This window comes from Pseudomonas guariconensis (genome assembly GCF_900102675.1).
In the GTDB taxonomy this organism is placed as follows: Bacteria; Pseudomonadota; Gammaproteobacteria; order Pseudomonadales; family Pseudomonadaceae; genus Aquipseudomonas; species Aquipseudomonas guariconensis.
Genome location: NZ_FMYX01000014.1, coordinates 126,318 through 151,461, shown reverse-complemented (window position 1 = coordinate 151,461; position 25,144 = coordinate 126,318). Strand labels below are relative to the sequence as shown.

Here is a 25,144-nt window from a genome sequence, read left to right as displayed (position 1 = left end):
CGGATGCAGGGGCGCGCGGCTTTTGGTTACTTTTGGCCAAGACCAAAAGTGACCCGCCGTAAGGGCGGAAAGGTGAATCAGCGTCGACAAATCAAACGGATAAGCCCACAAACCTCAAAACCAACAACCAGCTCACCGCGGCTCCATGTGCGCAATCATCAACTGCACACTCTCATTCCCCCGAAACTCATTCACATCCAGCTTGTAGGCCAACTCCACCCAGCGCACCGTCGGATTCGGCCAGACATCCCGATCGATGCCAAAGGCGATGCCATCGAGCTTGAGCGAGCCGCACTCGCTCTTGAGCACCACCTTCAAATGCCGCTCGCCCACCACCCGTTGTTCGATCAGTTGGAACACACCATGGAACAGTGGCTCCGGAAAGTGCTGCCCCCAAGGCCCCGCATGACGTAGAGCGCGGGCCAGGTCCAGGTGGAACTCCTCGACCGCGAGGGTACCGTCAGACAGTAATCGCCCGGTCAGGTCCTCTTCCACCAGATGCCGACGAACCTCCTCATCGAAGGCCGCGGCAAACGCCTGGAAGTTTTCCACCGGCAATGACAGGCCAGCCGCCATGGCGTGCCCGCCGAACTTGCTGATCAAGTGCGGCTGACGCGCCGCCACCGCATCCAGCGCATCGCGAATATGGAACCCCGGCACCGAGCGCGCAGACCCCTTGAGCATGCCATCGCCGACATCGGCGAAGGCGATGGTCGGGCGGTGATAGCGCTCTTTCATGCGCGAGGCGAGGATGCCGATCACGCCTTGGTGCCAGTCGGCCTCGAACAGGCACAGGCCATAAGGCATGGATTCGACCGGCAGGTCCTTGAGCTGGGCCAGCGCTTCGCGCTGCATGCCTTGCTCGATGGACTTGCGGTCCTGGTTCAGGCCATCCAGCGCTTGGGCCATCTCCAGCGCCGCGACCGGATCGTCGCAGAGCAGGCATTCGATCCCCAGGCTCATATCGTCCAGGCGGCCGGCGGCGTTCAGGCGCGGCCCTAGGATGAAGCCCAGGTCAGTGGAGGTGATGCGCCGATGATCGCGCCGGGCGACTTCGAGGATGGCCTTCAGGCCGGGGCGGGCGCGGCCGGCACGGATGCGCTCCAGACCCTGGTGCACCAGAATGCGATTGTTGGCGTCCAGCGGGACAACGTCAGCGACACTGCCCAGCGCCACCAGGTCAAGCAGTTCACCGATGTTCGGCTGCGGCTGATGATCGTAGCGCCCCAGGGCGCGAAGACGAGCACGCAGCGCCATGAGCACGTAGAAGATCACCCCTACGCCGGCCAGCGCCTTGCTGGGGAAATCGCACCCTGGCTGGTTCGGGTTGACGATGGCATCGGCATCGGGCAATTGCGCACCCGGCAGGTGATGGTCGGTCACCAATACCTTGAGCCCGGCGGCCTTGGCTGCTGCCACGCCCTCGACACTGGAGATACCGTTGTCCACCGTGATCAGCAGTTGTGGCTCCCCCTGCAAAGCCACTTCGACGATCTCAGGCGTCAGGCCATAGCCGTACTTGAAACGGTTGGGCACCAGGTAATCGACATGGGCCGCGCCCAGCAGGCGAAGCCCCAGCACACCGACCGTACTGGCCGTGGCCCCGTCGGCATCGAAGTCGCCGACAATGACAATACGCTGGCGCTGGTCCAGCGCCTCCAGCAACAGGTCCACCGCCGCGTCGATGCCCTTGAGCTGTTGATACGGCAGCAGGCGCGCCAGGCTCTTGTCCAGTTCGGCCTCGGACTGCACGCCACGGGCGGCGTACAGGCGGGTCAGCAAGGGGGGCAGGTTACCGAGGAACGGCAGGCTCGGTGGCAGGGGACGGGGTTCGATACGCATGAGGTCTTCGGCAGTCAGGTTGGGGACAGGTCAGCCACGCTCACCGAGCAGCCATTCCAGCTGCACTTCGTGCTGGCCACGGTCGTCGGTCACGAACACGGTGCCTTCACTGATCATGACGTCCCACTTGATCGAGCGGGGCATGTCGGTGGCCAGAATCTCCAGCACGTCCTGGGGAACCGCGGCGATGCTGAGGTTCTTCAGGCCCTTAACCGCATCGACCACTTTGTTCTGCCACACCCGCAGGCTGCCGTAGGCCAGCAGACTGGTACGCTCGGTGCGACGCGAGCACCAGGTCAGGCGCTCGGCATCCGGTTGGCCCACTTCGATCCAGTGCAGGACGCGGTCGTCCAGGCTCTTTTCCCACAGGGCTGCTTCGTCCACGTCGGACAGACCACGGCCAAATGACAGGTTCTCGTTGTACCAGAGCGCGTAGGCCAACAGGCGTACAGCCATGCGCTCCTCGGTTTCCGATGGGTGACGGGCGATGGTCTGACGAACGTTCTCGTACACACCGCGGTCGAGGTCGGTCAGATTCAGTTCGAACTTATAAGTGGTCGACGGCTGGGCCATGGGCGGGGGCTTCTTGCGAAATAAAAGTCACACAGTCTAACCGATCCCACTCTTCGTTGCGCCGCGGCAGTACCTGACGTCGACGACCTATGATAAAACCACGGGCTAAGCCCAGCTGCCACGGATGCCCCATGCCCACGCCAAGCAAACCCCTCGCCGGCCTGAAAGTGATCGAGCTCGGCACCCTGATCGCCGGCCCCTTCGCCTCGCGTATCTGTGCCGAGTTCGGTGCCGAGGTGATCAAGGTCGAGTCGCCCGACGGCGGCGACCCGCTGCGCAAGTGGCGCAAGCTGTATGAGGGCACTTCGCTGTGGTGGTTCGTCCAGGCGCGCAACAAGCAATCGCTGACGCTCAACCTCAAGCACCCCGAAGGCCGCGAAGTGCTCAAGCGCCTGCTGGCCGAAGCGGACATCCTGATCGAGAACTTCCGTCCGGGCGTGCTGGAAAAACTGGGCTTGGGCTGGGATGTGTTGCACGCGCTCAACCCGCGCCTGGTCATGGTGCGTCTGTCAGGCTTCGGCCAGACGGGGCCGATGAAGGACCAGCCCGGCTTCGGCGCGGTCGGTGAGTCCATGGGCGGCCTGCGTTACATTACAGGCTTCGAGGACCGGCCACCGGTACGCACGGGCATCTCCATCGGCGACTCGATCGCCGCCTTGTGGGGTGTGATCGGTGCGTTGATGGCCTTGCGCCACCGCGAGGTCAACGGGGGTCAGGGGCAAGTGGTGGACGTAGCGCTGTACGAGGCCATCTTCGCGATGATGGAAAGCATGGTGCCGGAGTTCGACGTGTTCGGCTTCATCCGCGAACGCACCGGCAACATCATGCCCGGGATCACGCCCTCTTCCATCCACACCAGCGCCGACGGCAAGCATGTGCAGATCGGCGCCAATGGCGATGCCATCTTCAAGCGTTTCATGCAGGCCATTGGCCGCGACGATCTGGCCAATGATCCAGGCCTGGCCACCAACGACGGGCGTGACCTGCGCCGCGACGAGCTGTACGGCGTGATCGACCGCTGGGTCAACAGCCTGCCGCTCGAAGAGGTCATGCGGGTCCTCACCCAGGCCGAGGTACCAGCCAGCCGCATCTATTCGGCCGAAGACATGTTCAGCGACCCACAGTACCTGGCTCGCGAAATGTTCCTCCAGGCCAAATTGCCCGATGGCAAGCCGTTCAAGATGCCAGGCATCGTTCCCAAGCTTTCGGACACGCCAGGCTCCAGCGAGTGGGTCGGTCCGACCCTCGGCGAACACACCGAGTCGGTATTGACGCGCCTGGGCTACGACGCCGCCGCCATCGGTCGACTGCGCGAAACCGGTGCGGTCTGAACGCCCACCGATGCGCGCAATCGCCAGGCACTTGCTTGGGCTGCTGATCATCCTGTGTGGGATGTTGCCGACCATGGGGCAGTCCAAGGAGCGCTTGATCTGGCTGGTGCGCGATCTGCCGCCTTTCACCATCTTCGAAGGCACGGCCAAAGGCCAGGGTGTCGTTGACAACCTGCTGCCGCGGCTGATCGCGCAGATGCCTGAGTACGATCACAGTATCGTCAGGGTGAACCGTGCACGGGGCCTGCAGATGCTCCAGGAGCCCAGCTTTACCTGCGATCCGACGCTGCTATGGACGCCTGAGCGCGCCAAGTTCGTGCGCTTTTCCATCCCTTCGCTGGGGGTATTGAGCAGCGGATTGGTGATACGCAAGCAAGACCAGGCGGCCCTGGCCCCGTTTCTCGACAACCAACAGGTCGACCTCAAAAGCCTGCTCAGCCAGACTCCACTCAAGCTGGGCATCGTCGCCGAACGCAGTTACAGCGTTCAAATCGACGAAATCCTCCGAGAACTACCCGACACGGCCTTGAGCCGCCATTACGGCAATGAAGCTACCGCCAATTTGCTACAGATGCAGCGCTTGGGCCGTCTGCAGCTGGTGTTGGGCTACTGGCCGGAAATCCGCTACTTGATCCAGGCTCAGGGCAACAACCCGGATGAATACGCCTTCCACCCGATCCAGGGCGTGAACCGCTACCAGTTTCTGCATGTGGGCTGCTCCGATACGGCTTTGGGACGCGAGGCCGTCCGTCATATCGACCAACTGCTGCTCACCCTGCGTCGCGAGACACTGCCAGCGTTTTATGCTCGCTGGCTGGCCCCGGAAGAGCACGAACAATACTTGATCGATAGCCAGCACTTTTTCGGCACCCAGACCGAAAGCGCCGAGAAGTACTGAAACTGCCTCGACTGGCTTTAAAAAAAAAAGAAACCCCGGGCGCAGGAAGGAACACCCAGGGTCGAACGAAAGTCAGGGGGACTTTCCGGAACAGCCTTGAGCACCGGAGCCAAGTGCTGTCGAACTGCTCTTAAGGATTCTGACGAAACCTTCAGGCAAAGGTTCCGGAAAATGCTCGCTGATGCTGCAAGGCTGCGATTACACAGGGTTGCAGACGCCCCTCGGCGATTTGCAGGTCTCGGTGCAGGCCGTCAACCAAGTCAACCAGCAGGCGCTGGTCCTGGAGCTGATGCGGGCTGACCGAACGCCTGAGTGTCACGTCACCCTGTTGATCGATCACGGTCAGTTGACGGTTGCCGCTGGCGTCTGTTTCGCCGAGCAGGGCCTGGTAAGGGGTCAAGGCGTCGTTGAGCAGTTTGCAGATTCTTTCCATCCGGCGTACTCGCTGTTCGTGGAACCTATCGGAACTGACCACCAGACGCCCTGCAAAGTTCGTTCATGCCGCGCCGGTATCAGTGAGCATGCGCGGGGTACATGACAGTTTGAATATGCCCCTCGACTTCATGATGGATACGCTCCAACGCCCGCTGCAACCTCGGCATCACCAACGGCCAGGACAGCTCACCGATAACCCGAACCCCCTGGCGCCTAGCCTCCCGGGCCAGGCCTTCGTCATGGTCGATCGATTGTCCGACGACCAACAATGCACAGGGTTGCTGCGCTTGCGCCACCTGCCGGAGCAGTGTTCGCCCGTAATGTACCGGCAAGCCGTGATCGAGGATCAAAAGGTCGATGATGCCCCGCTGAGCCAGACAATCTTTTGCCTCGGCCAGGTTCTGGGCCACGCGCACATTGAAGACGCCTTGGGCATTGCAGGCCTGATGCAGCGAGATATCGTGGGAAGGTCGTGCGTGAATCAGTACGTTGAGCCAATGCATGAACCGCTCCTGGAGTAGCACTATGCCCATATGGACGGGCGAGCCACTCTAAAAGCCCCATGCGGCGGCTGGAATAGGAAATTACTTAAGCTTCTAAAGAAAGATCTGACTCATCTTTTGCAGACGAGTAGGAAACCGTCTGGGGCCGCTGCGCGACCCCGAGCGGGTTGAATCTTAGAGCGGTTTACCGCGGTTGCCATGCTGGGCGACGAATGCCTGGACAGCCTTCAGATCGTTGGCCAGGACCGTGCAGCGTTCGTCACGGCTGAACAGGTCGCTCAGGTGCGCTGGCAGCTCAAGGGCTTTGCCGACGCCTGCCTTTTCCACCGCTTCCGGGAACTTGACCGGATGCGCGGTACCCAGGACAACCATCGGCGTATCCAGGCTGCGACGGCACTCACGGGCGGCCTTGACGCCGATCGCAGTGTGCGGATCGAGCACCTCACCGGTGGTGGCGAACACCTCGGCGATGGTCTGGCAGGTTTGCTCGTCGGTCACGGCCAGCGAATCGAACAGCTTGCGCGCCTCGGTCCAACGATCCTGTTCGACACTGAAGCCGCCGCCCTGCTTGAAGCGCTCCATCAGCTCGGCGATGGCGGCGCCGCTGCGCCCGTGCAGGTCGAACAGCAGGCGTTCGAAGTTGGAGGAGACCATGATGTCCATCGACGGCGACAGCGTCGGGTGCAAGGTGTCCTTGACGTACTGGTTACCGCTCATGAAGCGATGCAGGATGTCGTTGCGGTTGGTCGCCACGATCAGTTGGCTGATCGGCAGGCCCATGTTGCGTGCCAGGTAGCCAGCGAAGATATCGCCGAAGTTGCCGGTCGGCACAGAGAAGGCCACCGAACGGGCCGGGCCGCCCAGCTGCAGCGCCGCATGGAAGTAGTAGACGATCTGGGCCATGATCCGCGCCCAGTTGATCGAGTTCACCGCCACCAGACGGGTGCCCTTGAGGAACGACTGGTCGGCGAAGCTGGCCTTGACCATCTCCTGGCAGTCGTCGAAGTTGCCTTCGATGGCGATGTTGTGGATGTTGTCGCCGAAGATGGTCGTCATCTGGCGACGCTGCACTTCCGAGACACGCTGGTGCGGATGCAGGATGAAGATGTCGACGTTGTCGCAGCGGCGGCAACCTTCGATGGCGGCCGAACCGGTGTCACCGCTGGTGGCTCCGATGATCACCACGCGTTCACCGCGCTTGGCCAGGACGTGGTCGAGCAGGCGGCCGAGCAACTGCAGGGCGAAGTCCTTGAACGCCAGGGTCGGGCCGTGGAACAGCTCCATCACCCACTCGTTGCCCGCCAGTTGGCGCAGCGGCGCCACCGCGGCATGGGCGAACTCACCATAGGTTTCTTCGAGAATCTTCTTGAAGTCGGCGTCAGCGATGCTGCCATCGACGAACGGGCGCATCACCCGGAAAGCCAGCTCGTGGTACGGCAGGCCAGCCCAGGAAGCGATCTCTTCCTGGGTGAAGCGTGGCAGGTTCTCCGGCACGTACAGACCGCCATCGCTGGCGAGGCCCGCCAGCAGGACGTCTTCGAAATTCAGGGCCGGTGCCTGGCCACGGGTACTGATATAGCGCATGGGTGCAAACCTTTGGTTTGAGCGGCCCGTTTGAGATGCAAGCTAAAAGAGATGCCGACCGGCGTTGCTCTCGTGCTTTGCGTCTCGCCCTTGCCGCGAATTTACTCTGTTCGAAGCCTCAACACCGCACTGCCTTCATTTGCAGCTTGCAGCCTGAAGCTTGCCGCTTAATTGAGCTGTTCGACGCGGATACGCACGACTTTGCCGACCACGTCCTGCAAAGCTTCCAGGGCGACGATGGCGTCGTTGATGCGCTTTTCCACCACTCGGTGGGTCAGGAGGATCATCGGCACCAGGCCGTCCTGCTCCTCGGCTTCCTTCTGCATGATCGACTCGATGTTGATACCACGCTCGGAGAGGATGCTCGCCACTTGAGCCAATACGCCCGGGTGGTCCTTGGCCTGGATACGCAGGTAGTAGGCACTTTCACAGGCTTCGATCGGCAGGATCGGGTGAGCCGACAGCGAGTCGGGCTGGAAGGCCAGGTGTGGCACGCGGTTTTCGGGGTCGGAGGTCATGGCACGGACCACATCGACCAGGTCGGCGACCACCGAAGAGGCGGTCGGCTCCATGCCGGCGCCGGCGCCGTAATACAGGGTGGAGCCGGCAGCATCACCGTTGACCATGACAGCGTTCATCACGCCATTGACGTTGGCGATCAGACGATCATTGGGAATCAGGGTCGGGTGGACACGCAGCTCGATGCCAGCGTCGGTGCTGCGGGCCACGCCCAGGTGCTTGATGCGATAACCCAGCGCCTCGGCGTAATTGACGTCGGCGGTGGTCAGCTGGGTGATGCCTTCGGTGTAGGCCTTGTCGAACTGCAGCGGAATACCGAAGGCAATGGAGGCCAGGATGGTCAGCTTGTGGGCAGCATCGATACCTTCGACATCGAAGGTCGGGTCGGCTTCGGCGTAACCCAGGGCCTGGGCTTCGGCCAATACGTCGGGGAAGGCACGGCCCTTGTCACGCATCTCGGTGAGGATGAAGTTGCCGGTGCCGTTGATGATGCCCGCCAGCCAGTTGATGCGGTTGGCAGACAGGCCTTCGCGGATCGCCTTGATCACCGGGATGCCGCCGGCCACGGCTGCTTCGAAGGCAACAATGACGCCCTTCTCGCGGGCCTTGGCGAAGATCTCGTTGCCATGCACGGCAATCAGCGCCTTGTTGGCAGTGACCACGTGCTTGCCGTTCTCGATGGCCTTCAGGACCAGGTCGCGGGCGATGGTATAGCCACCGATCAGTTCGATGACGATATCGATCTCGGGGTTGCTCGCGACTTCGAACACATCAGCGGTAATGGGGGTACCGGTAATCTGGCAGTTCGGGTTCTGCGAGCGCATGGCGATCTGTGCCACTTCAATACCGCGCCCGGCACGGCGGGCAATCTCCTCGGCGTTGCGCTGAAGTACATTGAAGGTTCCGCCACCGACGGTCCCCAACCCACAGATGCCTACTTTGACCGGTTTCACTGTGAACTCCCCATTGAACGGCCGGCACCTGCGCCGACCGTGAAACATGCCGTCTCCCCATGGTGACGGCGTACTGATTGAATTACTTGGCAGCCTTGCCGTCACTGGCCAAGGCCAGCTTGGCGACCTGCGGTGCCGGCTGGTAGCCCGGGATCACCTGACCGCTCTGCAGGACGATCGCCGGCGTGCCGTTGACGCCGATCGACTGCCCGAGCTCGAACTGCTTGCTGACCGGGTTGGCGCACTTGGCGGCCTTGATTTCCTTGCCATCGATCATCTTGTCCAGCGCCGCGCGGCGGTCACTGGAGCACCAGACTGCCTGCAACTGCTCGTCACCTGGCGAGCCGAGGCCCTGGCGCGGGAAGGCGACATAGCGCACCTCGATACCGCGGCGATTGAGCTCCGGCACTTCAGCATGCAATTTGTGGCAATACGGGCAGGTGGTGTCGGTGAAGACGGTGATATGCGACTTGGTCTCGCCCTTGGCAGGATAAACCACCATTTCGGCAGCTGGAATGCCGTTGATGAGCTTGGCGATGCCCTGGCGTTCGGTCTTCTCGGTGAGGTTGACCGGCTTGCCATCCTGGATCTGGTACAGGTACCCCTGCATCACGAACTGGCCATCGCCACTGGCATACAGGACACGACCACCTTGCAGCTTGACTTCATACAGGCCGTTGACCGGGCTGCTGGCGACGCTTTCGACTGGCACTTCCAGCGCAAGGGTCTTGAGGGTATTACGAATGGCCTGCTCGGCACCGGCGCTGGCATCGGTGGCCGCGGCGACGGCAAAAGTACTGGCCAACGCCAGGGCGGCGGCGGCGAAAATCTGGGTCACGCGCATGGGGTACTCCTGAAGGCGGACGGGGCCGGAGGATGTCGATCCGCGGCAAAAACGCGGCGAGTGGACGGCCCTTGATGCAAACCGTCCAAGCCTACCACAACAGGCTGATGCTAAATGCCCTCTCAACCTCCATAGGTCGGAACATGAAAATCATTCATCCACGAGGATGGTGCTGGGCATGCAGCTGCTGCAACCGTGCCTTTGCGACATGGGTATAGATCTGGGTGGTGGACAAGTCACTGTGACCGAGCAACATCTGCACCACACGCAAATCGGCCCCATGATTGAGCAGATGCGTGGCAAAAGCGTGGCGCAAGGTATGCGGCGACAGCGGCTTGTCGATGCCGGCAACCCGCGCCTGATGCTTGATGCGGTGCCAGAAGGTTTGGCGGGTCATCTGCTCCCCGCGCTGGCTGGGGAACAGCACATCACTCGGGCGCCCGTTCAACAGGTCGTTGCGGCCGTCGCGCAAGTAGCGTTCGAGCCAGATCACCGCCTCTTCGCCCATCGGCACCAAGCGCTCCTTGCTGCCCTTGCCCATCACCCTCAGAACCCCCTGGCGCAGGTTGACCTGATCGAGGGTCAGGCTGACCAGTTCGGTCACTCGCAGGCCACAGGCATAGAGCACTTCAAGCATGGCCCGGTCGCGCTGACCGATGGCTTCGGCCAGGTCCGGCGCCTGCAACAGGGCCTCGACATCGTCCTCCGACAAGGATTTGGGCAATGGTCGCCCCAATAGCGGCATTTCCACTTGCAAGGTCGGGTCGACGCCTACCAGCTTTTCTCGCAGCAAATACCGGAAGAAGCCACGCAGACCGGAGAGAAAGCGTGCCGTGGAGCGCGGCTTGTAGCCTTCCTCCAGGCGCCAGGCCAGATGGTCCAGAATCAGGTCACGGCCAGCATCAGGCAAAGCCACGCCGCGCTCTTGCAGCCAGCCGTTGAACAACGCCAAGTCGCTGCGATAGGAGACGCGGGTGTTGTCGGACAGGCCTTTTTCCAGCCAGAGGGCATCAAGAAACTGGTCGATCAGGGGATGGTCGAGAGCGGGCATGAAAACTCGGTGGCAAACGGTGCAATGGCGCTTAGTCTTTCATAACAACGATGGCATAGGGAGCCCATATGAGCGAACAGCAGATTCTCCTGAGTTTCGGTGGCATCGGCGCGGCCGCCCTTGCCTGCCAATGGCTGGCCTGGCGCCTGAAACTGCCAGCGATACTCTTTCTGCTGCTGTGTGGAATTCTGGCCGGGCCCGTGCTGGGCTGGTTATCGCCGCAGCAACTGTTCGGCCCGCTGCTGATGCCACTGGTGTCCCTGGCCGTAGCCCTGATCCTGTTCGAGGGCAGCCTGACCCTGCACTTGTCCCAATGGCGCGAGATCGGCAGCGTAGTGCATCGACTGGTGACGGTGGGTGCCTTGAGCACCTGGCTGGTGATCGCCCTCGCCACCCACTGGTTACTGGGCTTCGAGTGGCCCCTGGCGATCCTCTTCGGCACCCTTACCCTGGTCACAGGCCCGACCGTGATCGTACCAATGCTGCGAGTGGTGCGACCCAAGGCTGCAATCGCCAATATCCTGCGCTGGGAAGGGATCGTCATCGATCCGATCGGTGCGCTGCTGGCAGTGGTGGTCTATAGCTTCATCATCGCCCGTACCGACGGTGACGGGCTGAGTCAGAGCCTGGTGACCTTTGCCGGCGTGATTTTCTGCGGCAGTACCCTGGGCGCCGCGGGTGGCTGGCTGCTGGGCCAGATCATGCGCGCGCAATGGCTGCCAGAGTACCTGCACAATCTGGCGTCGCTGGCAGCGGTGCTGGGCATCTTCATCGCCGCCAACCAGATCGTCCATGAGTCGGGACTGCTGGCCGTGACGGTCATGGGTATGTGGCTGGCCAACATGCCCGGCGTGGATGTGCGGCAGATCCTGCACTTCAAGGAAAACCTCAGCGTGCTGTTGATCTCCGGGCTGTTCATTCTGCTGGCCGCCCGCCTCGACCTGCATGCACTGCTGGCACTGGGCCCAGCGGTGCTGGCATTGCTGCTGGTCATCCAGTTGCTGGCCCGGCCGCTCAATGTCTTGTTGTCTACCTGGGGCTCGAACCTGAACTGGCGCGAGCGCCTGCTGCTGGCCTGGATCGCGCCACGGGGCATTGTCGCAGCAGCCGTTTCGGCGATCTTCGCCATTCGCCTGGATGAAGCCGGCCACGAGGGGGCACTGCTGCTCGTCCCTTTGACCTTCGCGGTCATCATCGGCACTGTGGTTTTGCAAAGCGCCACCGCAAGGCCACTGGCCCGTCTGCTCAGGGTGGCCGAGCCTGCCCCAAGCGGCTTTCTCATCGTCGGCGCCAACCCGCCAGCCCGCGCCATTGCAAAGGCCTTGCAGCAATTGGGCAGCCGGGTGTTACTGACCGATTCGAGCTGGGAGAATATCCGCGCCGCGCGCATGGATGGGCTGCCGACTTACTTCGGCAACCCAGCGTCTCAGCACGCCGACGCCCACCTGGACCTGGTCGGCCTGGGCCATCTGCTGGGCCTTTCGCCCGCCGGTGAACTCAACGCCCTAGCCTGCGCACGCTTTCGCCATGACTTTGGCCACAATCGATTGTTCGTATTGGCCAGTGGCCTGGAAAAGCAGCGCAGCGACAAGCACCGTGCCAGCGAGGAGCATCGCGGCCAGCTGCTCGGTTCGAGCACGATGACCTATGGGCAACTGGCCAATCGCCTGCATCAAGGCGCCGAACTGTACAGCACCCACCTGACCGACAGTTTCAACTGGCAGGACTACCAAGCGCTGCATGGCGAACGCGCAACCTTGCTTTTCGCCCGTGACAGCAACGGCTGGGTCCATGTCGCCAGCCCGGACTCCCCTCTCAAGCCCCAGCCTGGCTGGACCTTGGTGGCACTGGTGGAGGCAGACCTGGAGGCGACTACCAAGGTCGAGGCGCAGACCGTGGATCAATGAGCGGGAAGCACGGGCACCGGCCGCTTGTCCTCATCGATGGCGACGAAGCTGAACACACCATGGATGGCCCGATCGCGGCCATCCAGGTACATGTTCTCGACAAAGACATCCACCTGTACCTGCAGGCTGGTATTGCCGACCTTGATCACCGTCCCCACCAGCTCGACGATCGAGCCCGCAGGAATCGGGTGTTTGAAGTCGATGCGGTCGGTCGACACGGTCACCAGCGGCAAACGACAGAACCGCGTGGCGGCGATGAACGACACTTCGTCCATCCAGGCCAGCGCAGTACCGCCGAACAGGGTGTTGTGGTGGTTGGTGGTGCTGGGGAAGACAGCCTTGGTCACGCGGGTCACCGACAGTTCGGTGCGGCGCTGGATTTCCTGATCTCGAGGGGTGGTCATGAAGGGCTCTTGTCGCAGGGGCTTGAAAGCGGTGTCGCCTGATTCGCGGGGAGCCCTGATTCCACAGGGTTGGCGCAATCGTGGTGGGGGCAGGTTTACCCGTGAAGAAGCTCACACCGCCAATACAGAAATTCAAAAAGCAAAAAAGCAGCCCGAAGGCTGCTTTTTTTCTCGCAAGGTGGCCACTGGGGCCACCGGTCAAACGGCACTCAGGCCAGTTTTTCCTTGATGCGAGCGGCTTTGCCGGACAGGTCGCGCAGGTAGTACAGCTTGGCCTTACGCACGTCACCACGACGTTTCACGGACAGGCTGTCGATCTGCGGGCTGTAGGTCTGGAAGGTACGCTCTACGCCAACGCCGCTGGAGATCTTGCGCACGGTGAAGGCGCTGTTCAGACCGCGGTTGCGCTTGGCGATAACGACACCTTCGAACGCCTGCAGACGGGAACGGTCACCTTCCTTCACTTTAACCTGGACGACAATGGTGTCGCCTGGTGCGAAGGTTGGGATTTCCTTGTTCATCTGCTCGGCTTCGAGCTGCTGGATGATCTTGTTGGTCATGCTGTGCTCCTAAGGCGGATAACTCGATCCACCATCGATACGTTAACTATCGTCCCGCTCGCGGAGATATTCCTCGAGCAGCTTCTTCTCTTCTCCAGAAAGCGAGCGACTTTCCAGAAGATCGGCGCGTCGTTCGAAGGTCCTACCAAGGGACTGCTTCAATCGCCAACGCCGGATGTGTGCATGGTTGCCACTAAGCAACACGTCGGGAACGCGCTGATCCGCATACACCTCCGGTCGGGTGTAGTGCGGGCAGTCGAGCAGACCGTCGGTGAAGGAGTCTTCCTCCGCCGAGTCCACATGCCCTAAAGCTCCGGGCAGCAGTCGCGTAACCGCATCGATCAGTACCATGGCCGGCAGCTCGCCACCGGAAAGCACATAGTCACCAATCGACCACTCTTCATCGACATGAGCCTCGATAAAACGCTCGTCAATGCCTTCGTAACGACCGGCGATCAGGATCAACGATTCCTGTTGCGCCAAGTCTTTGACCGCCTGCTGGGTCAGCTTGCGGCCTTGTGGCGAGAGGTAAATCACCTTCGCCGATGCTCCGGTCGCTTGCCTGGCGCTGGCCAGGGCGTCTTCCAGAGGCTTGATCTTCATCACCATGCCCGGACCACCGCCAAACGGCCGATCATCCACCGTGTGGTGACGATCAGTGGTGTAGTCCCGCGGGTTCCAGCAGGTCACGTGCAGCAACCCCTGTTTCACCGCGCGGCTGGTAATGCCGTACTCCGTGATGGCCGAGAACATCTCGGGGAACAACGTGACGACTTCTACGCGAAGGTTACCCATCGTTTAGAAATCCGCGTCCCACTCGACCCGCATCACACCTGCTTCCAAGTCGACTGCCAGCACGCATTGCTCCGTATAGGGCAACAGTCGCTCGCGATCATCCAGGCTGCCTGCGCAAGGCTTGACCACCATTACATCGTTCGCACCGGTCTCCAACAGGTGATCGATCTTGCCGAACAGTTGTTCGTCCTGATTGATGACCTTCAGACCTACCAACTGGTACCAGTAGTACTCGTCAGCGGCCAGGTTGGGCAAAAGGCTCCGCGGAATGCAGATTTCATAACCGCTCAGAAGACGGGCTTCATCACGATCATCAAGGCCCTTCAGTTTCACGACCAGGCCCTTTTGGGAGCCACGACCGTTGACCAGCTCGACCTGTTTTACCTTGCCTTCGTGCCGAAGCGTCCAGCGCGGATAATCCAACAGGTTTTCAATCGGATCGGTAAAGGAATACACCTTCACCTCGCCGCGAACGCCGTGAACCGAAAAAATCTTGCCGACGACAATGAGAGCGTCAGCGTTTTCTGGCGTCGCGTTCATACTGCTCAGGCAGCGGCCTTGGCAGCGTCCTTCAGCAGCTGAGCAACGCGCTCAGACGGCTGTGCGCCCTGGCTCAGCCAGTAGTTGACGCGTTCCTGATTGACCGACAGCTTGACTTCAGCGCCGGAAGCAACCGGGTTGAAGAAGCCAACGCGCTCAACGAAACGGCCGTCACGGGCGTTACGGCTGTTGGTCACGGTCAGGTGATAGAAAGGGCGCTTCTTGGAGCCGCCACGGGCAAGACGGATGGTTACCATGTGAACATCGTTCCTATAGTCGGTGCTGCAAATCTGAATGCCCAAATGGGCACAGGGTGCCCAAAAGGCCGCATATTCTCGGGGAATACACGGACATTTGCAAATGCCTTTTTCGGCGCGGGGCTACCACACCGTTCAGATCTGCCGGTTAAGCCGCGAATTTCGCGACATCGTTCCCGCCGAAGCGGGATTTCGGGAGAGCTGCCTATAGATAGAAGGCAACCTCCCAGAATCGAATTAGAGCTTCGGCATGCCGCCACCTGGCAGCATCCCGCCAAGGCCACGCATCATCTTGGCCATGCCGCCCTTGGCGGAAAATTTCTTCATCATCTTCTGCATCTGCTTGTGCTGCTTGATCAACCGACCGACGTCCTGCACCTGGGTGCCGGAGCCGAGGGCGATGCGGCGCTTGCGCGAACCGCTGATGATTTCCGGGTCGCGACGCTCGGCAGGGGTCATGGAGTCGATGATCGCTTCCATCTGCTTGAACTGCTTCTCGGCCGCACCCTGGGCATTGCCCATTTGCGACAGGTTGACCCCACCGATGCTCGGCAGCTTGTCCATCAGGCCGCCCAGGCCGCCCATGTTCTTCATCTGCTGCAGTTGGTCGCGGAAGTCTTCGAGGTCGAAGCCCTTGCCCTTCTTGAGCTTCTTGGCGAGTTTGTCGGCCTTGGCCTTGTCAATGTTCTGCTCGGCCTGTTCGATCAGGCTGAGCACGTCACCCATGCCCAGGATGCGCGAAGCGATACGGTCAGGGTGGAAGGGCTCGAGCGCTTCGGTCTTCTCGCCCATACCGATGAATTTGATCGGCTTGCCGGTGATAGCGCGAACCGACAGGGCTGCACCCCCACGGGCGTCACCGTCGACCTTGGTCAGCACCACACCGGTCAGCGGCAAGGCATCGCCGAAAGCCTTGGCGGTGTTGGCGGCGTCCTGGCCGGTCATGGCGTCGACCACGAACAGCGTCTCGACCGGCTTGACCGCGGCGTGCAGCGCCTTGATCTCGTCCATCATGTCGGCGTCGATGTGCAGACGACCTGCAGTGTCGACGATGACCACATCGATGTACTTGAGCTTGGCTTCGCGGATCGCCGCCTCGGCAATGGCCACAGGCTTCTGGCTGATGTCCGACGGGAAGAAGGTCACGCCGATGTCATTGGCGAGGGTTTCGAGCTGTTTGATCGCTGCCGGACGATAGACGTCGGCAGAGACCACCATCACGCTCTTTTTCTTGCGTTCTTTAAGGAAGCGCGCCAGCTTGCCGGCAGTGGTGGTCTTACCCGCACCTTGCAGACCGGCCATGAGCACCACGGCTGGTGGTGCGGCATTGAGCGCCAGGTCTTCGTTGGCCGCGCCCATCAGGCCTTCGAGTTCGGCCTGGACGATCTTCACGAACGCCTGGCCCGGGGTCAGGCTGCGCGACACTTCGGTGCCGACCGCGCGCTCTTTGACGCTGTTGACGAAATCCTTGACCACCGGCAGGGCGACGTCGGCCTCGAGCAGGGCCATGCGCACTTCGCGCAGCGTGTCCTTGATGTTGTCTTCGGTCAGCTTGGCCTTGCCGGTGACATGGCGCAGCGTCTGTGACAGGCGGTCGGTCAGGTTTTCGAACATGGTGATCCTTTCAGGCCCTAATGAAGCCGAGGTTTTTCAGGCGCCCAGGTGAATATGCACACGCGCTGGGCACAGCAAGGCGGCGATTATAGCGAAGAGCGAGGGCGGCGCACACCTGGGTGCTGACCACTGGGGTCCAGGTGACTTGTTCGCGGGCGAACCCGCGCCTACAAGGCCAGCGCCGGCCCTGTGGAATCTTGCAGATGGGGTAGGCCCTACCGTCTCCAGTCTTCCTAGAGCGGCGGGATCTATGCCAAACTCCGTCCCTTTAGGGCTTGCCTACCAGGACTTATGCTCTCTTCCCCCAGCCTCATCCCCAACCTGCTCGCCGCCGGCCTCTACATCGCCGCCGCTCTCTACCAAGGCAGTCGCCTGGCCCAGGGCAGCCGCGCCGACAAACGGCTGCTCGGTCTGCTCGGTGCCCTTGCGGTCATTGCCCAGGGTAGCGCCCTGTTCTTCCAGCTGATCACCCCGCTGGGCCTTAGCCTCGACTTCTTCAGCGCCGCCAGTCTGATCGCCGTCGCGGTGATCGCGCTGACCTTGCTGGCCTGCCTGCGCATCCCGGTCGAAAACCTGCTCATGCTGCTGTTCCCGCTCGGCGCGGTGACCGCCCTGCTGGCCCAGTTCGCCCCGCCCGGCACCGTACCGCTGGTCAATGAGGAGCCTGGGATCCTGGCGCATATCCTGCTCTCGATCCTGGCCTATGGCTTGTTCACCATTGCCGTGTTCCAGGCCCTGCTGCTGCTGTTGCAGGACTACCAGCTCAAGCACAAGCATCCTTCCGGGCTGATCCGTAACTTCCCGCCCCTGCAAACCATGGAAAGCCTGCTGTTCGGCTTCCTCTGGGCCGGTTGGGGTCTGCTGTCGCTGTCGCTGGTGTCCGGCTGGCTGTTCCTGGACAACCTGTTCGCCCAGCATCTGGTGCACAAGACGCTGCTATCCTGTGTGGCCTGGGTGGTGTTCGGCCTGCTGCTGTGGGGACGCACCCGCCTGGGCTGGCGCGGCCACAAGGCGATTCGCTGGACCCTCGCCGGTTTCTGCCTGCTGATGCTGGCCTATTTCGGCAGCAAGCTGGTACGTGAATTCATCCTGCATATCTGACGACCGCCCATGGACACCCTGCCGTACGCTCCGCTATTCGGCACTCTGGCACTGGCGCTGCTCTGGTCGGCGCTATTCACCGCCGTCGACGCGGCCCGCCAGCAATTGAACGGCCATCAGCGCCCTGCTGACAGCGCCGAGCCCGCACTGCCCGCCCAAGCCGTGGTGCTCTGCGCAGGCCTCGGCAAGCTGCTGGTGCTTGGCCTGGCCTGCCTGATCGGCCAGCGCTACAACGGCGAACACGGCTTCTGGCTGGCGGGCCTTGCCGCAAGCGGCGCCCTGTTGGTCTTGGCCGAGTACCTGCCAAGGCGCGCCGCCCGACGCAATCCGCACGCCTTCCTCAACCTCGGCCCCCTGCTCAGATGGCCTCTGCTCGCATTGCAACCGTTGGCCTGCGTGCTCGACGGCTGCGCCAAGTTGATCCTTCGCCCATTGCGCGCGCAACCCGCCGCCGTGGCATTGCACCCACAGGAGCACGATGATTTCGACGAACCAGAGCCCTACGAAGCACCACGCCAAGGGCTGCTCGAAGGGCTGCAATCCCTAGACAAGATCACCGTCAACGACATCCTGGTGCCCCGCAACGAAGTGGACGGCATCAACCTGGACGACTCGCTCGAGCAGATCGCTGAACAACTGATCGTCAGCCGCCATACCCGCCTGCCGGTCTACCACAGTGATATCAACCAGGTCGAAGCCATCCTCAATACCAAGCTGATCAGCCATCTGCTGCCCCATGGCGAGCTGACCCTCCAGGCGCTGCGCGCGGCCTGCTACGAACCCTACTTCGTTCCCGAGAGCACTCCGCTGCAACGGCAGTTGCTGAACTTCCACAAGCAGCAGAGACGCCTGGGCGTGGTGGTGGACGAGTACGGAGAGGTCCAAGGCATCGTCACCTTGGAGGACATCCTCGAGGAGATCGTCGGCGAGTTCGAGGATGAGCACTCGCTGGAAAACCCGCACGTCCACCCCCTGGCCGACGGCCGCTACGTGATCGAAGGCACCGCCTCGCTGCGCGAAATAAACCGCAGTCTGGGGTGGCACCTGCCCTGCGACGGTGGCCCGAAGACCCTCAACGGGCTGGTCACCGAGGCGCTGGAAAGCATTCCGGAAAGCGCTGTATGCCTGAAGATTGGCCGCTATCGCCTGGAAATCCTCGAAACAGAGGACAATTGCGCCAGCAAGGTACTGGTGTGGACCGTGACCCGATAGCTATACTCCGGTCACGCTTACCCAGCCCTGCCGTCCCGCCTGCTACCCGCTTCCGGCACCACACGGCCGGTGCGCTCCACTGACACGCCCCGCGGTCCTGCTTCGACACCCAGAACAGCCCGCTCCCGTCCCTACCCTTGGGCTATCGTCGGTCGAGCGACTCACACTATGACGCTCCGGCGCCCGCACGCCCATGCCTGCCTGGCAGGGAGCGACCCGCCCATAGGGAGCAATGACTGTCAGGGACCTACAACATGACTATCAGCAGTACCTGCGCCGACACCTCGGCAGCCCCCGTCAATTCCCCCGCCCGTGTGGCCACCGCCAGCTTCATCGGCACCGCCATCGAATTCTACGACTTCTACGTCTACGCCACCGCCGCCGCGCTGGTGATCGGCCCGGTGTTCTTCCCGTCGGGTTCGGGCACCGCGCAGATGCTCGCGGCCTTTCTGACCTTCGGTATCGCCTTCCTCGCCCGCCCGCTGGGTTCGGCACTGTTCGGCCATTTCGGCGACCGTATCGGCCGCAAATCCACCTTGGTCGCCTCGTTGCTGCTGATGGGCGTTTCGACCACCCTGATCGGGGTTCTTCCGGGTTATGACAGCATCGGCGTCTGGGCGCCGATCATCCTTTGCCTGCTGCGCTTCGGCCAAGGCCTGGGCCTGGGCGGCGAATGGGGCGGGGCGGCACTGTTGGCCACCGAAAACGCCCCTGAAGGCAAGCGTGCCTGGTTCGGCATGTTCCCGCAGCTTGGCCCCTCCATCGGTTTTCTGGCGGCCAATGGGCTGTTCCTGACCCTGGCGCTGGTGCTCAGCGACGAGCAATTCCGTGACTGGGGCTGGCGCATTCCGTTCCTGCTCAGCGCCGCGCTGGTGATCGTCGGCCTGTACGTGCGCCTGAAGCTCGAGGAGAGCCCGGTATTCGCCAAAGCCGTGGCACGCCACGAGCGGGTGAAGCTGCCGGTGGTCGATCTGTTCGCCAAGTACTGGCTGCCCACCTTGCTGGGCGCGGCGGCGATGGTTGTGTGCTACGCGCTGTTCTATATCTCCACGGTGTTCTCCCTGAGCTATGGGGTCTCGACCCTGGGCTACAGCCGCGAGAGCTTCCTGGGCATGCTGTGCTTTGCCGTGGTGTTCATGGCCTTGGCCACGCCGCTGTCGGCCTGGCTGAGCGATCGCTATGGACGCAAGCCGGTGCTGATCGTCGGCGGCCTGCTGGCGGTTGCATCGGGATTCACCATGGAGCCGCTGCTGACCTCAGGCTCGACCACCGGCGTTGCGCTGTTTTTGGCCATCGAGCTGTTCCTGATGGGCGTGACCTTCGCACCGATGGGGGCATTGCTGCCTGAGCTGTTCCCGACCCATGTGCGCTACACCGGCGCCTCGGCAGCCTACAACCTCGGCGGCATCGTCGGCGCCTCAGCGGCACCGTTCTTTGCCCAACAGTTGGTCAGCATGGGGGGATTGAGCTGGGTGGGCGGCTATGTGTCGGTAGCCGCGGTGATCAGCCTGATCGCCGTCTTGTGCCTGAAAGAGACACGCAATACAGAGCTGTAAGTGGGGAGCGGCAAGCTTCAAGCGGCAAGAAAAAGCCAAAGCCTGCGCGGATTTGCTTTTTCTTGCAGCTTGAGGCTTGAGGCTTATGGCTTAAAATTCGACCGTGACCGCCTGGGCAGCCCGGGTCGCTTTGGCCCGCGCCGCTTCGATCGACTCGTCACGCGCCAGGCATACGCCCATGCGACGTTGGCCATTGATTTCCGGCTTGCCGAACAGGCGGATGGCGGTATCGGGCTCGCTCAGGGCCGCACCCAGGTTGGCGAAGGTGGTCTGCTGTGACCGGCCTTCAGGCAAGATTACCGCCGAAGCCGACGGACCGAACTGACGCACTACCGGGATCGGCAGACCCAGAATCGCGCGAGCATGCAAGGCGAATTGCGAGAGGTCCTGGGAAATCAGGGTCACCAGCCCGGTATCGTGGGGACGCGGCGAGACTTCGCTGAACCACACTTGGTCACCCTTGACGAACAGCTCCACGCCGAACAGACCACGACCGCCCAGGGCGTCAGTGACCGCCTGAGCCACGCGCTGGGACTCGGCCAGGGCCTTCGGGCTCATGGCCTGTGGCTGCCAGGATTCCTGATAGTCGCCCTTCTCCTGACGGTGACCGACCGGTGCGAGGAAGGTGGTGCCGCCTACATGACGCACGGTCAACAGGGTGATTTCGTATTCGAAATCGATGAAACCTTCGATGATCACCCGGCCTTTGCCGGCGCGGCCGCCTTCCTGGGCATAGTCCCAGGCCTTCTGCAGATCGGCATCGCTGCGCAGCAGGCTTTGCCCCTTGCCCGAGGAACTCATCACCGGCTTGACCACGCAGGGGTAGCCCAGGTCGGCGACGGCCTTGGCGTAGTCTTCGAAGGTATCGGCGAAATGGTAGGGCGAGGTCGGCAGGTCCAGCTCTTCGGCGGCCAGCCGGCGAATGCCCTCACGGTTCATGGTCAGCTGGGTGGCGCGGGCGGTGGGAACGACATTGAAGCCTTCGTTCTCCAGCTCGACCAGGGTCGCGGTGGCGATGGCTTCGATCTCAGGGACGATGTAGTGCGGCTTTTCGGCTTCGATCACCGCACGCAGGGCAACGCCATCGAGCATGTTGATGACGTGGCTGCGGTGCGCGACCTGCATGGCGGGAGCATTGGCGTAGCGGTCCACGGCGATGACTTCGACACCCAGACGCTGCAGCTCGATCACCACTTCCTTGCCCAACTCGCCGCAGCCACACAGCAGTACACGGGTCGCGGTGGGCGACAATGGGGTTCCGATACGGGTCATTTCAGGTCCTCGAAGGCGTCCGGGGCTGCGCCGGATTGGCTGCTGCCCGCTGAAAAAGGACCGATATTCTACACCCGCCGAGGCATTCCGGGGCCGCTGCGCAACCCCGATCACATCACCCTGCGACGACCTCGCGTCGGGCGCGCCAGGCCATGGCCAGCCACACGGCAGTGACGCCGGCAAACTTGGACGCCAGAGCCGTACCAATCACTGCCGGGGTCAGGGCGCCGATCATGCCGAAGAAGATGAAGGTGTCCACCGGAATGCTCAGGGCCGAGCTGAGCCATAGACGGTCACGCAACGGCCGACGGGTGATGCTGAACACCAGCCAGTCGATCAGCTCGGAGACGAAGAACGCGGTCGCACTGGCCAGGGCAATGGCAGGCTCCGAGGTGACATAGGACAGCACCAACGCCGCCAGCATGGCCAACAACGCGCCATGACCATAGCGGGTCTGCACCATGTCGCGCAGGATGAACACCAGCCCACCCCAGGCGGACCAGATCACATCCAGGTGCGGAGCACTGGAAAAGGCGTAGTTGATCAGCACTACGCTACTGATATAGGCAATGAGATAAAACATGGGATCACACGTTGGGCAAGCGGCACAGAATACTTGATTTTGGAGTCAACTACAGCCCCGACCCGATGATCAAGCCTGACGCCACCGCCCGCTCGTGGCACAGCACCAGCACCTGACGGCGCTCGTCGTTGCTCATGCGCGACCAGCGGGTGATCTCGCTCACCGTGCGCTGGCAACCGACGCAGATGTCCTGCTCGTCCAGCGCACAGACATTGACGCACGGCGAGGCGACCGGGCGTTCGGCGTTCTGCATGTCAGTCATCCTGGGGGGCCAGCTCGCGCGCGTAGCGCTCGGCATTATGGACATAATGTGCGGCGCTGGCTTCGAGCATGCGCTTCTGCGCCTCGGTCAACTCGCGCACCACCTTGCCTGGCGAACCCATGACCAGCGAGCCGTCCGGAATTTCCTTGCCCTCAGGAATCAGTGCGTTGGCGCCGATGATGCAATGCTTGCCGATGCGCGCGCCATTGAGAATCACGGCATTGATACCGATCAGGCTGTGATCGCCCACCGTGCAGCCATGGAGCATCGCGTTATGGCCGACGGTCACGCCCTTGCCGAGGGTCAGCGGCGAGCCCATGTCGGTGTGCATCACCGTGCCATCCTGGACGTTGCTGCCTTCGCCGATGTCGATCAGTTCGTTGTCGCCGCGCAGCACCGCGCCGAACCAGACACTGGCCCCGGCCTGCAGGCGCACCTTGCCGATCAGGGTGGCATTGGGGGCGGCCCAACTGGTGGGATGGGTCTCGACCCGCAGGTCGCCCAGGCGGTATTTCATGTCTTGCTCCTCACGGTTGAAGGCAGATGGCGGGTTGGGCCCCGCTCAGATCTGGGTATAGCGCTCAGGGGGCTGGTGCAGGCTGATGCCAGCGTCGAACAGCACATTGACCAGTTCGACGATCATGATCGCCGACAACCCCCAGATCTTGTACTCGCCGTAGCGGTAGGCCGGCACGTACCAACTGCGCCCTTGGTAGTCGATACGGTGGGTATGGTCGCGCGGGTCCTGGCGGAAAAACGCCAGCGGAACCGTGAACACGGCGGCGATCTCCGCGTCGTTGGCACGGTATTCGACATAATCGGGGATGATCCCGACGAATGGCGTCACTTTAAGGCCATGCAGGGAGATCACCGGGCTCAGCGGACCGATGACTTCCACCAGTCCCGGCGGCAGACCGATTTCCTCCTCGGCCTCGCGCAGGGCGGTGAACACCAGGTCCGGATCCTCCGGGTCGCGTCTACCACCGGGGAAGGCCACCTCGCCTCCATGGGTGGAAAGCCCTTTGGCCCGAAGGGTCAGCACCAGCTCGGGCTCTTCGCTACGCGTGATGGGCAAGAGCACCGCCGCCTCGGGGAAACGCCGGTCGGTTTCCAGTGACGTGGGGGTGTGATTGCTCATTCGGCGAAGAAGCTCGTCCAGCATTGCACTCTCTCGATTCCAAGGCCTGCCCTGCATGATGCACCAAAGCCGTGAAGCACCCAAGCCCCGCCAGCAGGCCGCTTGCGCAGCGCAGGGCCGGCACGCCAAGATAGCTGCAGATAAAGGGAAGAACAGCATGAAATTCTGCAGCGCGTGCGGCCAGGCGGTCATTCAGCGGATCCCCGAGGGCGACAGCCGCCTGCGGTATGTCTGCGAGCATTGCCATACCATTCATTACCAGAACCCCAACATCGTTGCTGGCGTGCTCCCCACCTGGGGCAGCCAAGTGCTCCTTTGTCGACGGGCGATCGAACCGCGCCGGGGGTTCTGGACGCTGCCCGCCGGGTTCATGGAGAACGGTGAAACCCTCGATGCGGCCGCCCGACGCGAAACCGTCGAGGAGGCCTGCGCCCGGGTCGGGCAGATGAGCCTGTACCAGTTGTTCGACCTGCCTCACATCGACCAGGTACATGTATTCTTCCGCGCCGAGCTGGCTGACCTGGATTTTGCCGTTGGCGTCGAGAGCCTGGAGGTGCGCTTGTTCGAGGAACATGAAATTCCCTGGAACGAGTTGGCTTTCCGCACCGTCGTACGGACACTAGAATGCTATTATCGCGACCGCATCGGGCAGCACTACCCCGTAGGCCATGAGTACCTGCCGCCGATGAACGTCTCGTCGTCCACCACTTAGCTCTCAGGGATACGGTTTCATGCGTTGGTTGCTTGCCCTTTTCTGCCTTTCCGTTGCATCGGTGTCCCAGGCCGCCTTCACCGAGACCATCATTCGCAAGCCTGTCGAACCGTCTGCGGTCGCCAACCAACCACTGATCGACAAGGTCCTGGTGATCAAGTCCGAGCGCCGCCTGCAACTGATCAGCCGTGGCGAGCCACTCAAGACCTACCGCATCTCCCTGGGCAAGCAACCCAAAGGCACCAAAGAGCGCGAAGGTGACAGCAAGACGCCCGAAGGCCTGTACTGGCTTGACTGGCGCAAGGTCAGTGACCGCTTCAACCTGGCCATGCACATTTCCTACCCGAACATCAGCGATGCCGCCCGCGCCCGCCGCGAGGGCGTGAGCCCAGGCGGCATGATCATGATCCATGGCACGCCGATCAACGAGGACTACCCGGAGTGGTACTTCCATACCCTGGACTGGACCGAAGGCTGCATCGCCATGCGCAACAATGACATGCGCGAGGTCTGGGACATGGTCAAGGACGGGACCTTGATCGAGATCCGTCCCTGATTCCTACAATTCGATTAACTTTGTAGGAAATTACACACATTAAACCCACCCCCACCTGACGCCCAGATGGGTACGGGACCGCATCCAAACGGTAAGTCGGATTCTTAGAATCCCCGCAAAAAAGCACATACGTGCAGCCATT

General features: G+C 62.1%; 27 protein-coding genes. 8 read left to right on the top strand and 19 right to left on the bottom strand.

The features are described 5' to 3' along the window. Positions 1-132: 132 nt before the first annotated feature. Positions 133-1,842: a single-stranded-DNA-specific exonuclease RecJ gene (recJ, locus tag BLS27_RS20810; RefSeq protein ID WP_090346725.1), complete on the bottom strand. Its 1,710-nt coding sequence runs from the start codon at positions 1,840-1,842 to the stop codon at positions 133-135. Between the two features lie 30 nt (positions 1,843-1,872). After that, complete coding sequence (locus BLS27_RS20805; protein ID WP_043212483.1) at positions 1,873-2,415, bottom strand: YaeQ family protein; 543 nt, start codon at positions 2,413-2,415, stop codon at positions 1,873-1,875. Between the two features lie 131 nt (positions 2,416-2,546). On the opposite strand from BLS27_RS20805, the gene BLS27_RS20800 reads away from it, so the two are divergent. Both BLS27_RS20800 and BLS27_RS20795 read left to right on the top strand, forming a co-directional pair. Beyond that, positions 2,547-3,746: a CaiB/BaiF CoA transferase family protein gene (locus BLS27_RS20800; protein ID WP_090346722.1), complete on the top strand. Its 1,200-nt coding sequence runs from the start codon at positions 2,547-2,549 to the stop codon at positions 3,744-3,746. 10 nt (positions 3,747-3,756) lie between these two features. Then, positions 3,757-4,644, top strand: coding sequence for a TIGR02285 family protein (locus BLS27_RS20795; RefSeq protein ID WP_043212480.1), 888 nt, complete (start codon positions 3,757-3,759; stop codon positions 4,642-4,644). 151 nt (positions 4,645-4,795) lie between these two features. Here BLS27_RS20795 and BLS27_RS20790 read toward each other — a convergent pair whose 3' ends face one another. The 6 genes from BLS27_RS20790 to xerD form a co-directional block, all read right to left on the bottom strand. Further along, positions 4,796-5,077: a DUF3509 domain-containing protein gene (locus BLS27_RS20790; RefSeq protein ID WP_043212477.1), complete on the bottom strand. Its 282-nt coding sequence runs from the start codon at positions 5,075-5,077 to the stop codon at positions 4,796-4,798. Positions 5,078-5,156: 79 nt separating this feature from the next. Then, positions 5,157-5,582, bottom strand: coding sequence for a response regulator (locus BLS27_RS20785; RefSeq protein WP_090346720.1), 426 nt, complete (start codon positions 5,580-5,582; stop codon positions 5,157-5,159). Between the two features lie 174 nt (positions 5,583-5,756). Then, entirely contained in the window at positions 5,757-7,166 is a 1,410-nt protein-coding gene (gene thrC / locus BLS27_RS20780; protein ID WP_043212473.1) for a threonine synthase, read from the bottom strand. Between the two features lie 167 nt (positions 7,167-7,333). Continuing rightward, positions 7,334-8,638 (bottom strand): homoserine dehydrogenase, encoded by a 1,305-nt coding sequence (locus tag BLS27_RS20775; protein ID WP_043212471.1) that lies wholly within the window; start codon positions 8,636-8,638, stop codon positions 7,334-7,336. A gap of 82 nt (positions 8,639-8,720) precedes the next feature. Next, on the bottom strand, positions 8,721-9,482 hold the full coding sequence (locus BLS27_RS20770; protein WP_043212468.1) for a DsbC family protein: 762 nt from the start codon (positions 9,480-9,482) through the stop codon (positions 8,721-8,723). Between the two features lie 154 nt (positions 9,483-9,636). Further along, the gene (gene xerD, locus BLS27_RS20765) at positions 9,637-10,533 is read right to left on the bottom strand and encodes a site-specific tyrosine recombinase XerD (RefSeq protein ID WP_043212466.1); all 897 of its coding nucleotides are present in this window, start codon (positions 10,531-10,533) and stop codon (positions 9,637-9,639) included. A 68-nt stretch (positions 10,534-10,601) separates the two neighbouring features. Here xerD and BLS27_RS20760 point away from each other — a divergent pair, with 68 nt between their 5' ends. Next, positions 10,602-12,440 carry a cation:proton antiporter gene (locus tag BLS27_RS20760; RefSeq protein WP_043212465.1) on the top strand — a complete coding sequence of 613 codons (1,839 nt, stop codon included), beginning with the start codon at positions 10,602-10,604 and terminating at the stop codon, positions 12,438-12,440. Here the strand turns inward: BLS27_RS20760 and BLS27_RS20755 are convergent. The 6 genes from BLS27_RS20755 to ffh all read right to left on the bottom strand — a co-directional run bounded on the left by BLS27_RS20755 (position 12,434) and on the right by ffh (position 16,610). Next, positions 12,434-12,844: an acyl-CoA thioesterase gene (locus BLS27_RS20755; RefSeq protein ID WP_043212463.1), complete on the bottom strand. Its 411-nt coding sequence runs from the start codon at positions 12,842-12,844 to the stop codon at positions 12,434-12,436. The two genes, BLS27_RS20760 and BLS27_RS20755, sit on opposite strands and share 7 nt — an antisense overlap. Before the next feature lie 209 nt (positions 12,845-13,053). After that, positions 13,054-13,404: a 50S ribosomal protein L19 gene (gene rplS / locus BLS27_RS20750; RefSeq protein WP_043212460.1), complete on the bottom strand. Its 351-nt coding sequence runs from the start codon at positions 13,402-13,404 to the stop codon at positions 13,054-13,056. Positions 13,405-13,446: 42 nt separating this feature from the next. Next, entirely contained in the window at positions 13,447-14,199 is a 753-nt protein-coding gene (gene trmD / locus BLS27_RS20745) for a tRNA (guanosine(37)-N1)-methyltransferase TrmD (RefSeq protein ID WP_043212458.1), read from the bottom strand. A gap of 3 nt (positions 14,200-14,202) precedes the next feature. After that, positions 14,203-14,739: a ribosome maturation factor RimM gene (gene rimM, locus BLS27_RS20740; protein ID WP_070574704.1), complete on the bottom strand. Its 537-nt coding sequence runs from the start codon at positions 14,737-14,739 to the stop codon at positions 14,203-14,205. Between the two features lie 5 nt (positions 14,740-14,744). Beyond that, positions 14,745-14,996, bottom strand: coding sequence for a 30S ribosomal protein S16 (gene rpsP, locus BLS27_RS20735; protein ID WP_043212455.1), 252 nt, complete (start codon positions 14,994-14,996; stop codon positions 14,745-14,747). A gap of 237 nt (positions 14,997-15,233) precedes the next feature. Beyond that, positions 15,234-16,610, bottom strand: a complete 1,377-nt coding sequence (gene ffh / locus BLS27_RS20730; RefSeq protein ID WP_043212452.1) for a signal recognition particle protein — start codon at positions 16,608-16,610, stop codon at positions 15,234-15,236. 291 nt (positions 16,611-16,901) lie between these two features. Between ffh and BLS27_RS20725 the strand changes: the two genes are divergently transcribed. From BLS27_RS20725 to BLS27_RS20715, 3 genes are all read left to right on the top strand, one after another. Next, complete coding sequence (locus tag BLS27_RS20725; protein WP_043212451.1) at positions 16,902-17,711, top strand: cytochrome C assembly family protein; 810 nt, start codon at positions 16,902-16,904, stop codon at positions 17,709-17,711. Positions 17,712-17,720: 9 nt separating this feature from the next. After that, the gene (locus tag BLS27_RS20720) at positions 17,721-18,923 is read left to right on the top strand and encodes a transporter associated domain-containing protein (RefSeq protein WP_043212450.1); all 1,203 of its coding nucleotides are present in this window, start codon (positions 17,721-17,723) and stop codon (positions 18,921-18,923) included. Between the two features lie 254 nt (positions 18,924-19,177). Further along, positions 19,178-20,479, top strand: a complete 1,302-nt coding sequence (locus tag BLS27_RS20715) for an MFS transporter (protein WP_090346717.1) — start codon at positions 19,178-19,180, stop codon at positions 20,477-20,479. A 90-nt stretch (positions 20,480-20,569) separates the two neighbouring features. On the opposite strand, the gene purT is transcribed toward BLS27_RS20715, so the two are convergent. The 5 genes from purT to BLS27_RS20690 all read right to left on the bottom strand — a co-directional run bounded on the left by purT (position 20,570) and on the right by BLS27_RS20690 (position 23,758). Continuing rightward, a complete protein-coding gene (gene purT / locus BLS27_RS20710) occupies positions 20,570-21,751 on the bottom strand; it encodes a formate-dependent phosphoribosylglycinamide formyltransferase (protein ID WP_043212445.1) in 1,182 nt (393 codons plus the stop codon). Positions 21,752-21,866: 115 nt separating this feature from the next. Next, complete coding sequence (locus BLS27_RS20705) at positions 21,867-22,334, bottom strand: VUT family protein (protein WP_043212443.1); 468 nt, start codon at positions 22,332-22,334, stop codon at positions 21,867-21,869. A 49-nt stretch (positions 22,335-22,383) separates the two neighbouring features. After that, positions 22,384-22,587: a DUF1289 domain-containing protein gene (locus tag BLS27_RS20700; protein WP_090346714.1), complete on the bottom strand. Its 204-nt coding sequence runs from the start codon at positions 22,585-22,587 to the stop codon at positions 22,384-22,386. A gap of 1 nt (position 22,588) precedes the next feature. Continuing rightward, the gene (locus BLS27_RS20695) at positions 22,589-23,113 is read right to left on the bottom strand and encodes a gamma carbonic anhydrase family protein (RefSeq protein ID WP_090346712.1); all 525 of its coding nucleotides are present in this window, start codon (positions 23,111-23,113) and stop codon (positions 22,589-22,591) included. A gap of 45 nt (positions 23,114-23,158) precedes the next feature. After that, a complete protein-coding gene (locus BLS27_RS20690) occupies positions 23,159-23,758 on the bottom strand; it encodes a CoA pyrophosphatase (protein ID WP_070574714.1) in 600 nt (199 codons plus the stop codon). Between the two features lie 133 nt (positions 23,759-23,891). Between BLS27_RS20690 and BLS27_RS20685 the strand changes: the two genes are divergently transcribed. Together BLS27_RS20685 and BLS27_RS20680 are read left to right on the top strand one after the other, a co-directional pair. Then, positions 23,892-24,446: an NUDIX hydrolase gene (locus BLS27_RS20685; protein ID WP_043212441.1), complete on the top strand. Its 555-nt coding sequence runs from the start codon at positions 23,892-23,894 to the stop codon at positions 24,444-24,446. Positions 24,447-24,465: 19 nt separating this feature from the next. Continuing rightward, a complete protein-coding gene (locus BLS27_RS20680) occupies positions 24,466-25,002 on the top strand; it encodes a L,D-transpeptidase family protein (RefSeq protein ID WP_043212440.1) in 537 nt (178 codons plus the stop codon). The last annotated feature ends 142 nt before the right edge of the window (positions 25,003-25,144 follow it).

Bases quoted from the DNA above. Each gene is read 5' to 3' on its own strand.
- recJ (WP_090346725.1), bottom strand. From the start codon at position 1,842: ATGCGTATCGAACCCCGTCCCCTGCCACCGAGCCTGCCGTTCCTCGGT.
- BLS27_RS20760 (WP_043212465.1), top strand. From the start codon at position 10,602: ATGAGCGAACAGCAGATTCTCCTGAGTTTCGGTGGCATCGGCGCGGCC.
- BLS27_RS20700 (WP_090346714.1), bottom strand. From the start codon at position 22,587: ATGCAGAACGCCGAACGCCCGGTCGCCTCGCCGTGCGTCAATGTCTGT.
- BLS27_RS20755 (WP_043212463.1), bottom strand. From the start codon at position 12,844: ATGACCACCCCTCGAGATCAGGAAATCCAGCGCCGCACCGAACTGTCG.
- BLS27_RS20795 (WP_043212480.1), top strand. From the start codon at position 3,757: ATGCGCGCAATCGCCAGGCACTTGCTTGGGCTGCTGATCATCCTGTGT.
- xerD (WP_043212466.1), bottom strand. From the start codon at position 10,533: ATGCCCGCTCTCGACCATCCCCTGATCGACCAGTTTCTTGATGCCCTC.
- rplS (WP_043212460.1), bottom strand. From the start codon at position 13,404: ATGACCAACAAGATCATCCAGCAGCTCGAAGCCGAGCAGATGAACAAG.
- BLS27_RS20715 (WP_090346717.1), top strand. From the start codon at position 19,178: ATGACTATCAGCAGTACCTGCGCCGACACCTCGGCAGCCCCCGTCAAT.
- trmD (WP_043212458.1), bottom strand. From the start codon at position 14,199: ATGGGTAACCTTCGCGTAGAAGTCGTCACGTTGTTCCCCGAGATGTTC.
- BLS27_RS20705 (WP_043212443.1), bottom strand. From the start codon at position 22,334: ATGTTTTATCTCATTGCCTATATCAGTAGCGTAGTGCTGATCAACTAC.
- BLS27_RS20785 (WP_090346720.1), bottom strand. From the start codon at position 5,582: ATGCATTGGCTCAACGTACTGATTCACGCACGACCTTCCCACGATATC.
- BLS27_RS20685 (WP_043212441.1), top strand. From the start codon at position 23,892: ATGAAATTCTGCAGCGCGTGCGGCCAGGCGGTCATTCAGCGGATCCCC.
- BLS27_RS20725 (WP_043212451.1), top strand. From the start codon at position 16,902: ATGCTCTCTTCCCCCAGCCTCATCCCCAACCTGCTCGCCGCCGGCCTC.
- ffh (WP_043212452.1), bottom strand. From the start codon at position 16,610: ATGTTCGAAAACCTGACCGACCGCCTGTCACAGACGCTGCGCCATGTC.
- BLS27_RS20695 (WP_090346712.1), bottom strand. From the start codon at position 23,113: ATGAAATACCGCCTGGGCGACCTGCGGGTCGAGACCCATCCCACCAGT.
- rimM (WP_070574704.1), bottom strand. From the start codon at position 14,739: ATGAACGCGACGCCAGAAAACGCTGACGCTCTCATTGTCGTCGGCAAG.
- BLS27_RS20790 (WP_043212477.1), bottom strand. From the start codon at position 5,077: ATGGAAAGAATCTGCAAACTGCTCAACGACGCCTTGACCCCTTACCAG.
- BLS27_RS20770 (WP_043212468.1), bottom strand. From the start codon at position 9,482: ATGCGCGTGACCCAGATTTTCGCCGCCGCCGCCCTGGCGTTGGCCAGT.
- purT (WP_043212445.1), bottom strand. From the start codon at position 21,751: ATGACCCGTATCGGAACCCCATTGTCGCCCACCGCGACCCGTGTACTG.
- BLS27_RS20800 (WP_090346722.1), top strand. From the start codon at position 2,547: ATGCCCACGCCAAGCAAACCCCTCGCCGGCCTGAAAGTGATCGAGCTC.
- BLS27_RS20720 (WP_043212450.1), top strand. From the start codon at position 17,721: ATGGACACCCTGCCGTACGCTCCGCTATTCGGCACTCTGGCACTGGCG.
- BLS27_RS20805 (WP_043212483.1), bottom strand. From the start codon at position 2,415: ATGGCCCAGCCGTCGACCACTTATAAGTTCGAACTGAATCTGACCGAC.
- BLS27_RS20690 (WP_070574714.1), bottom strand. From the start codon at position 23,758: ATGCTGGACGAGCTTCTTCGCCGAATGAGCAATCACACCCCCACGTCA.
- BLS27_RS20680 (WP_043212440.1), top strand. From the start codon at position 24,466: ATGCGTTGGTTGCTTGCCCTTTTCTGCCTTTCCGTTGCATCGGTGTCC.
- thrC (WP_043212473.1), bottom strand. From the start codon at position 7,166: ATGCGCTATATCAGTACCCGTGGCCAGGCACCGGCCCTGAATTTCGAA.
- rpsP (WP_043212455.1), bottom strand. From the start codon at position 14,996: ATGGTAACCATCCGTCTTGCCCGTGGCGGCTCCAAGAAGCGCCCTTTC.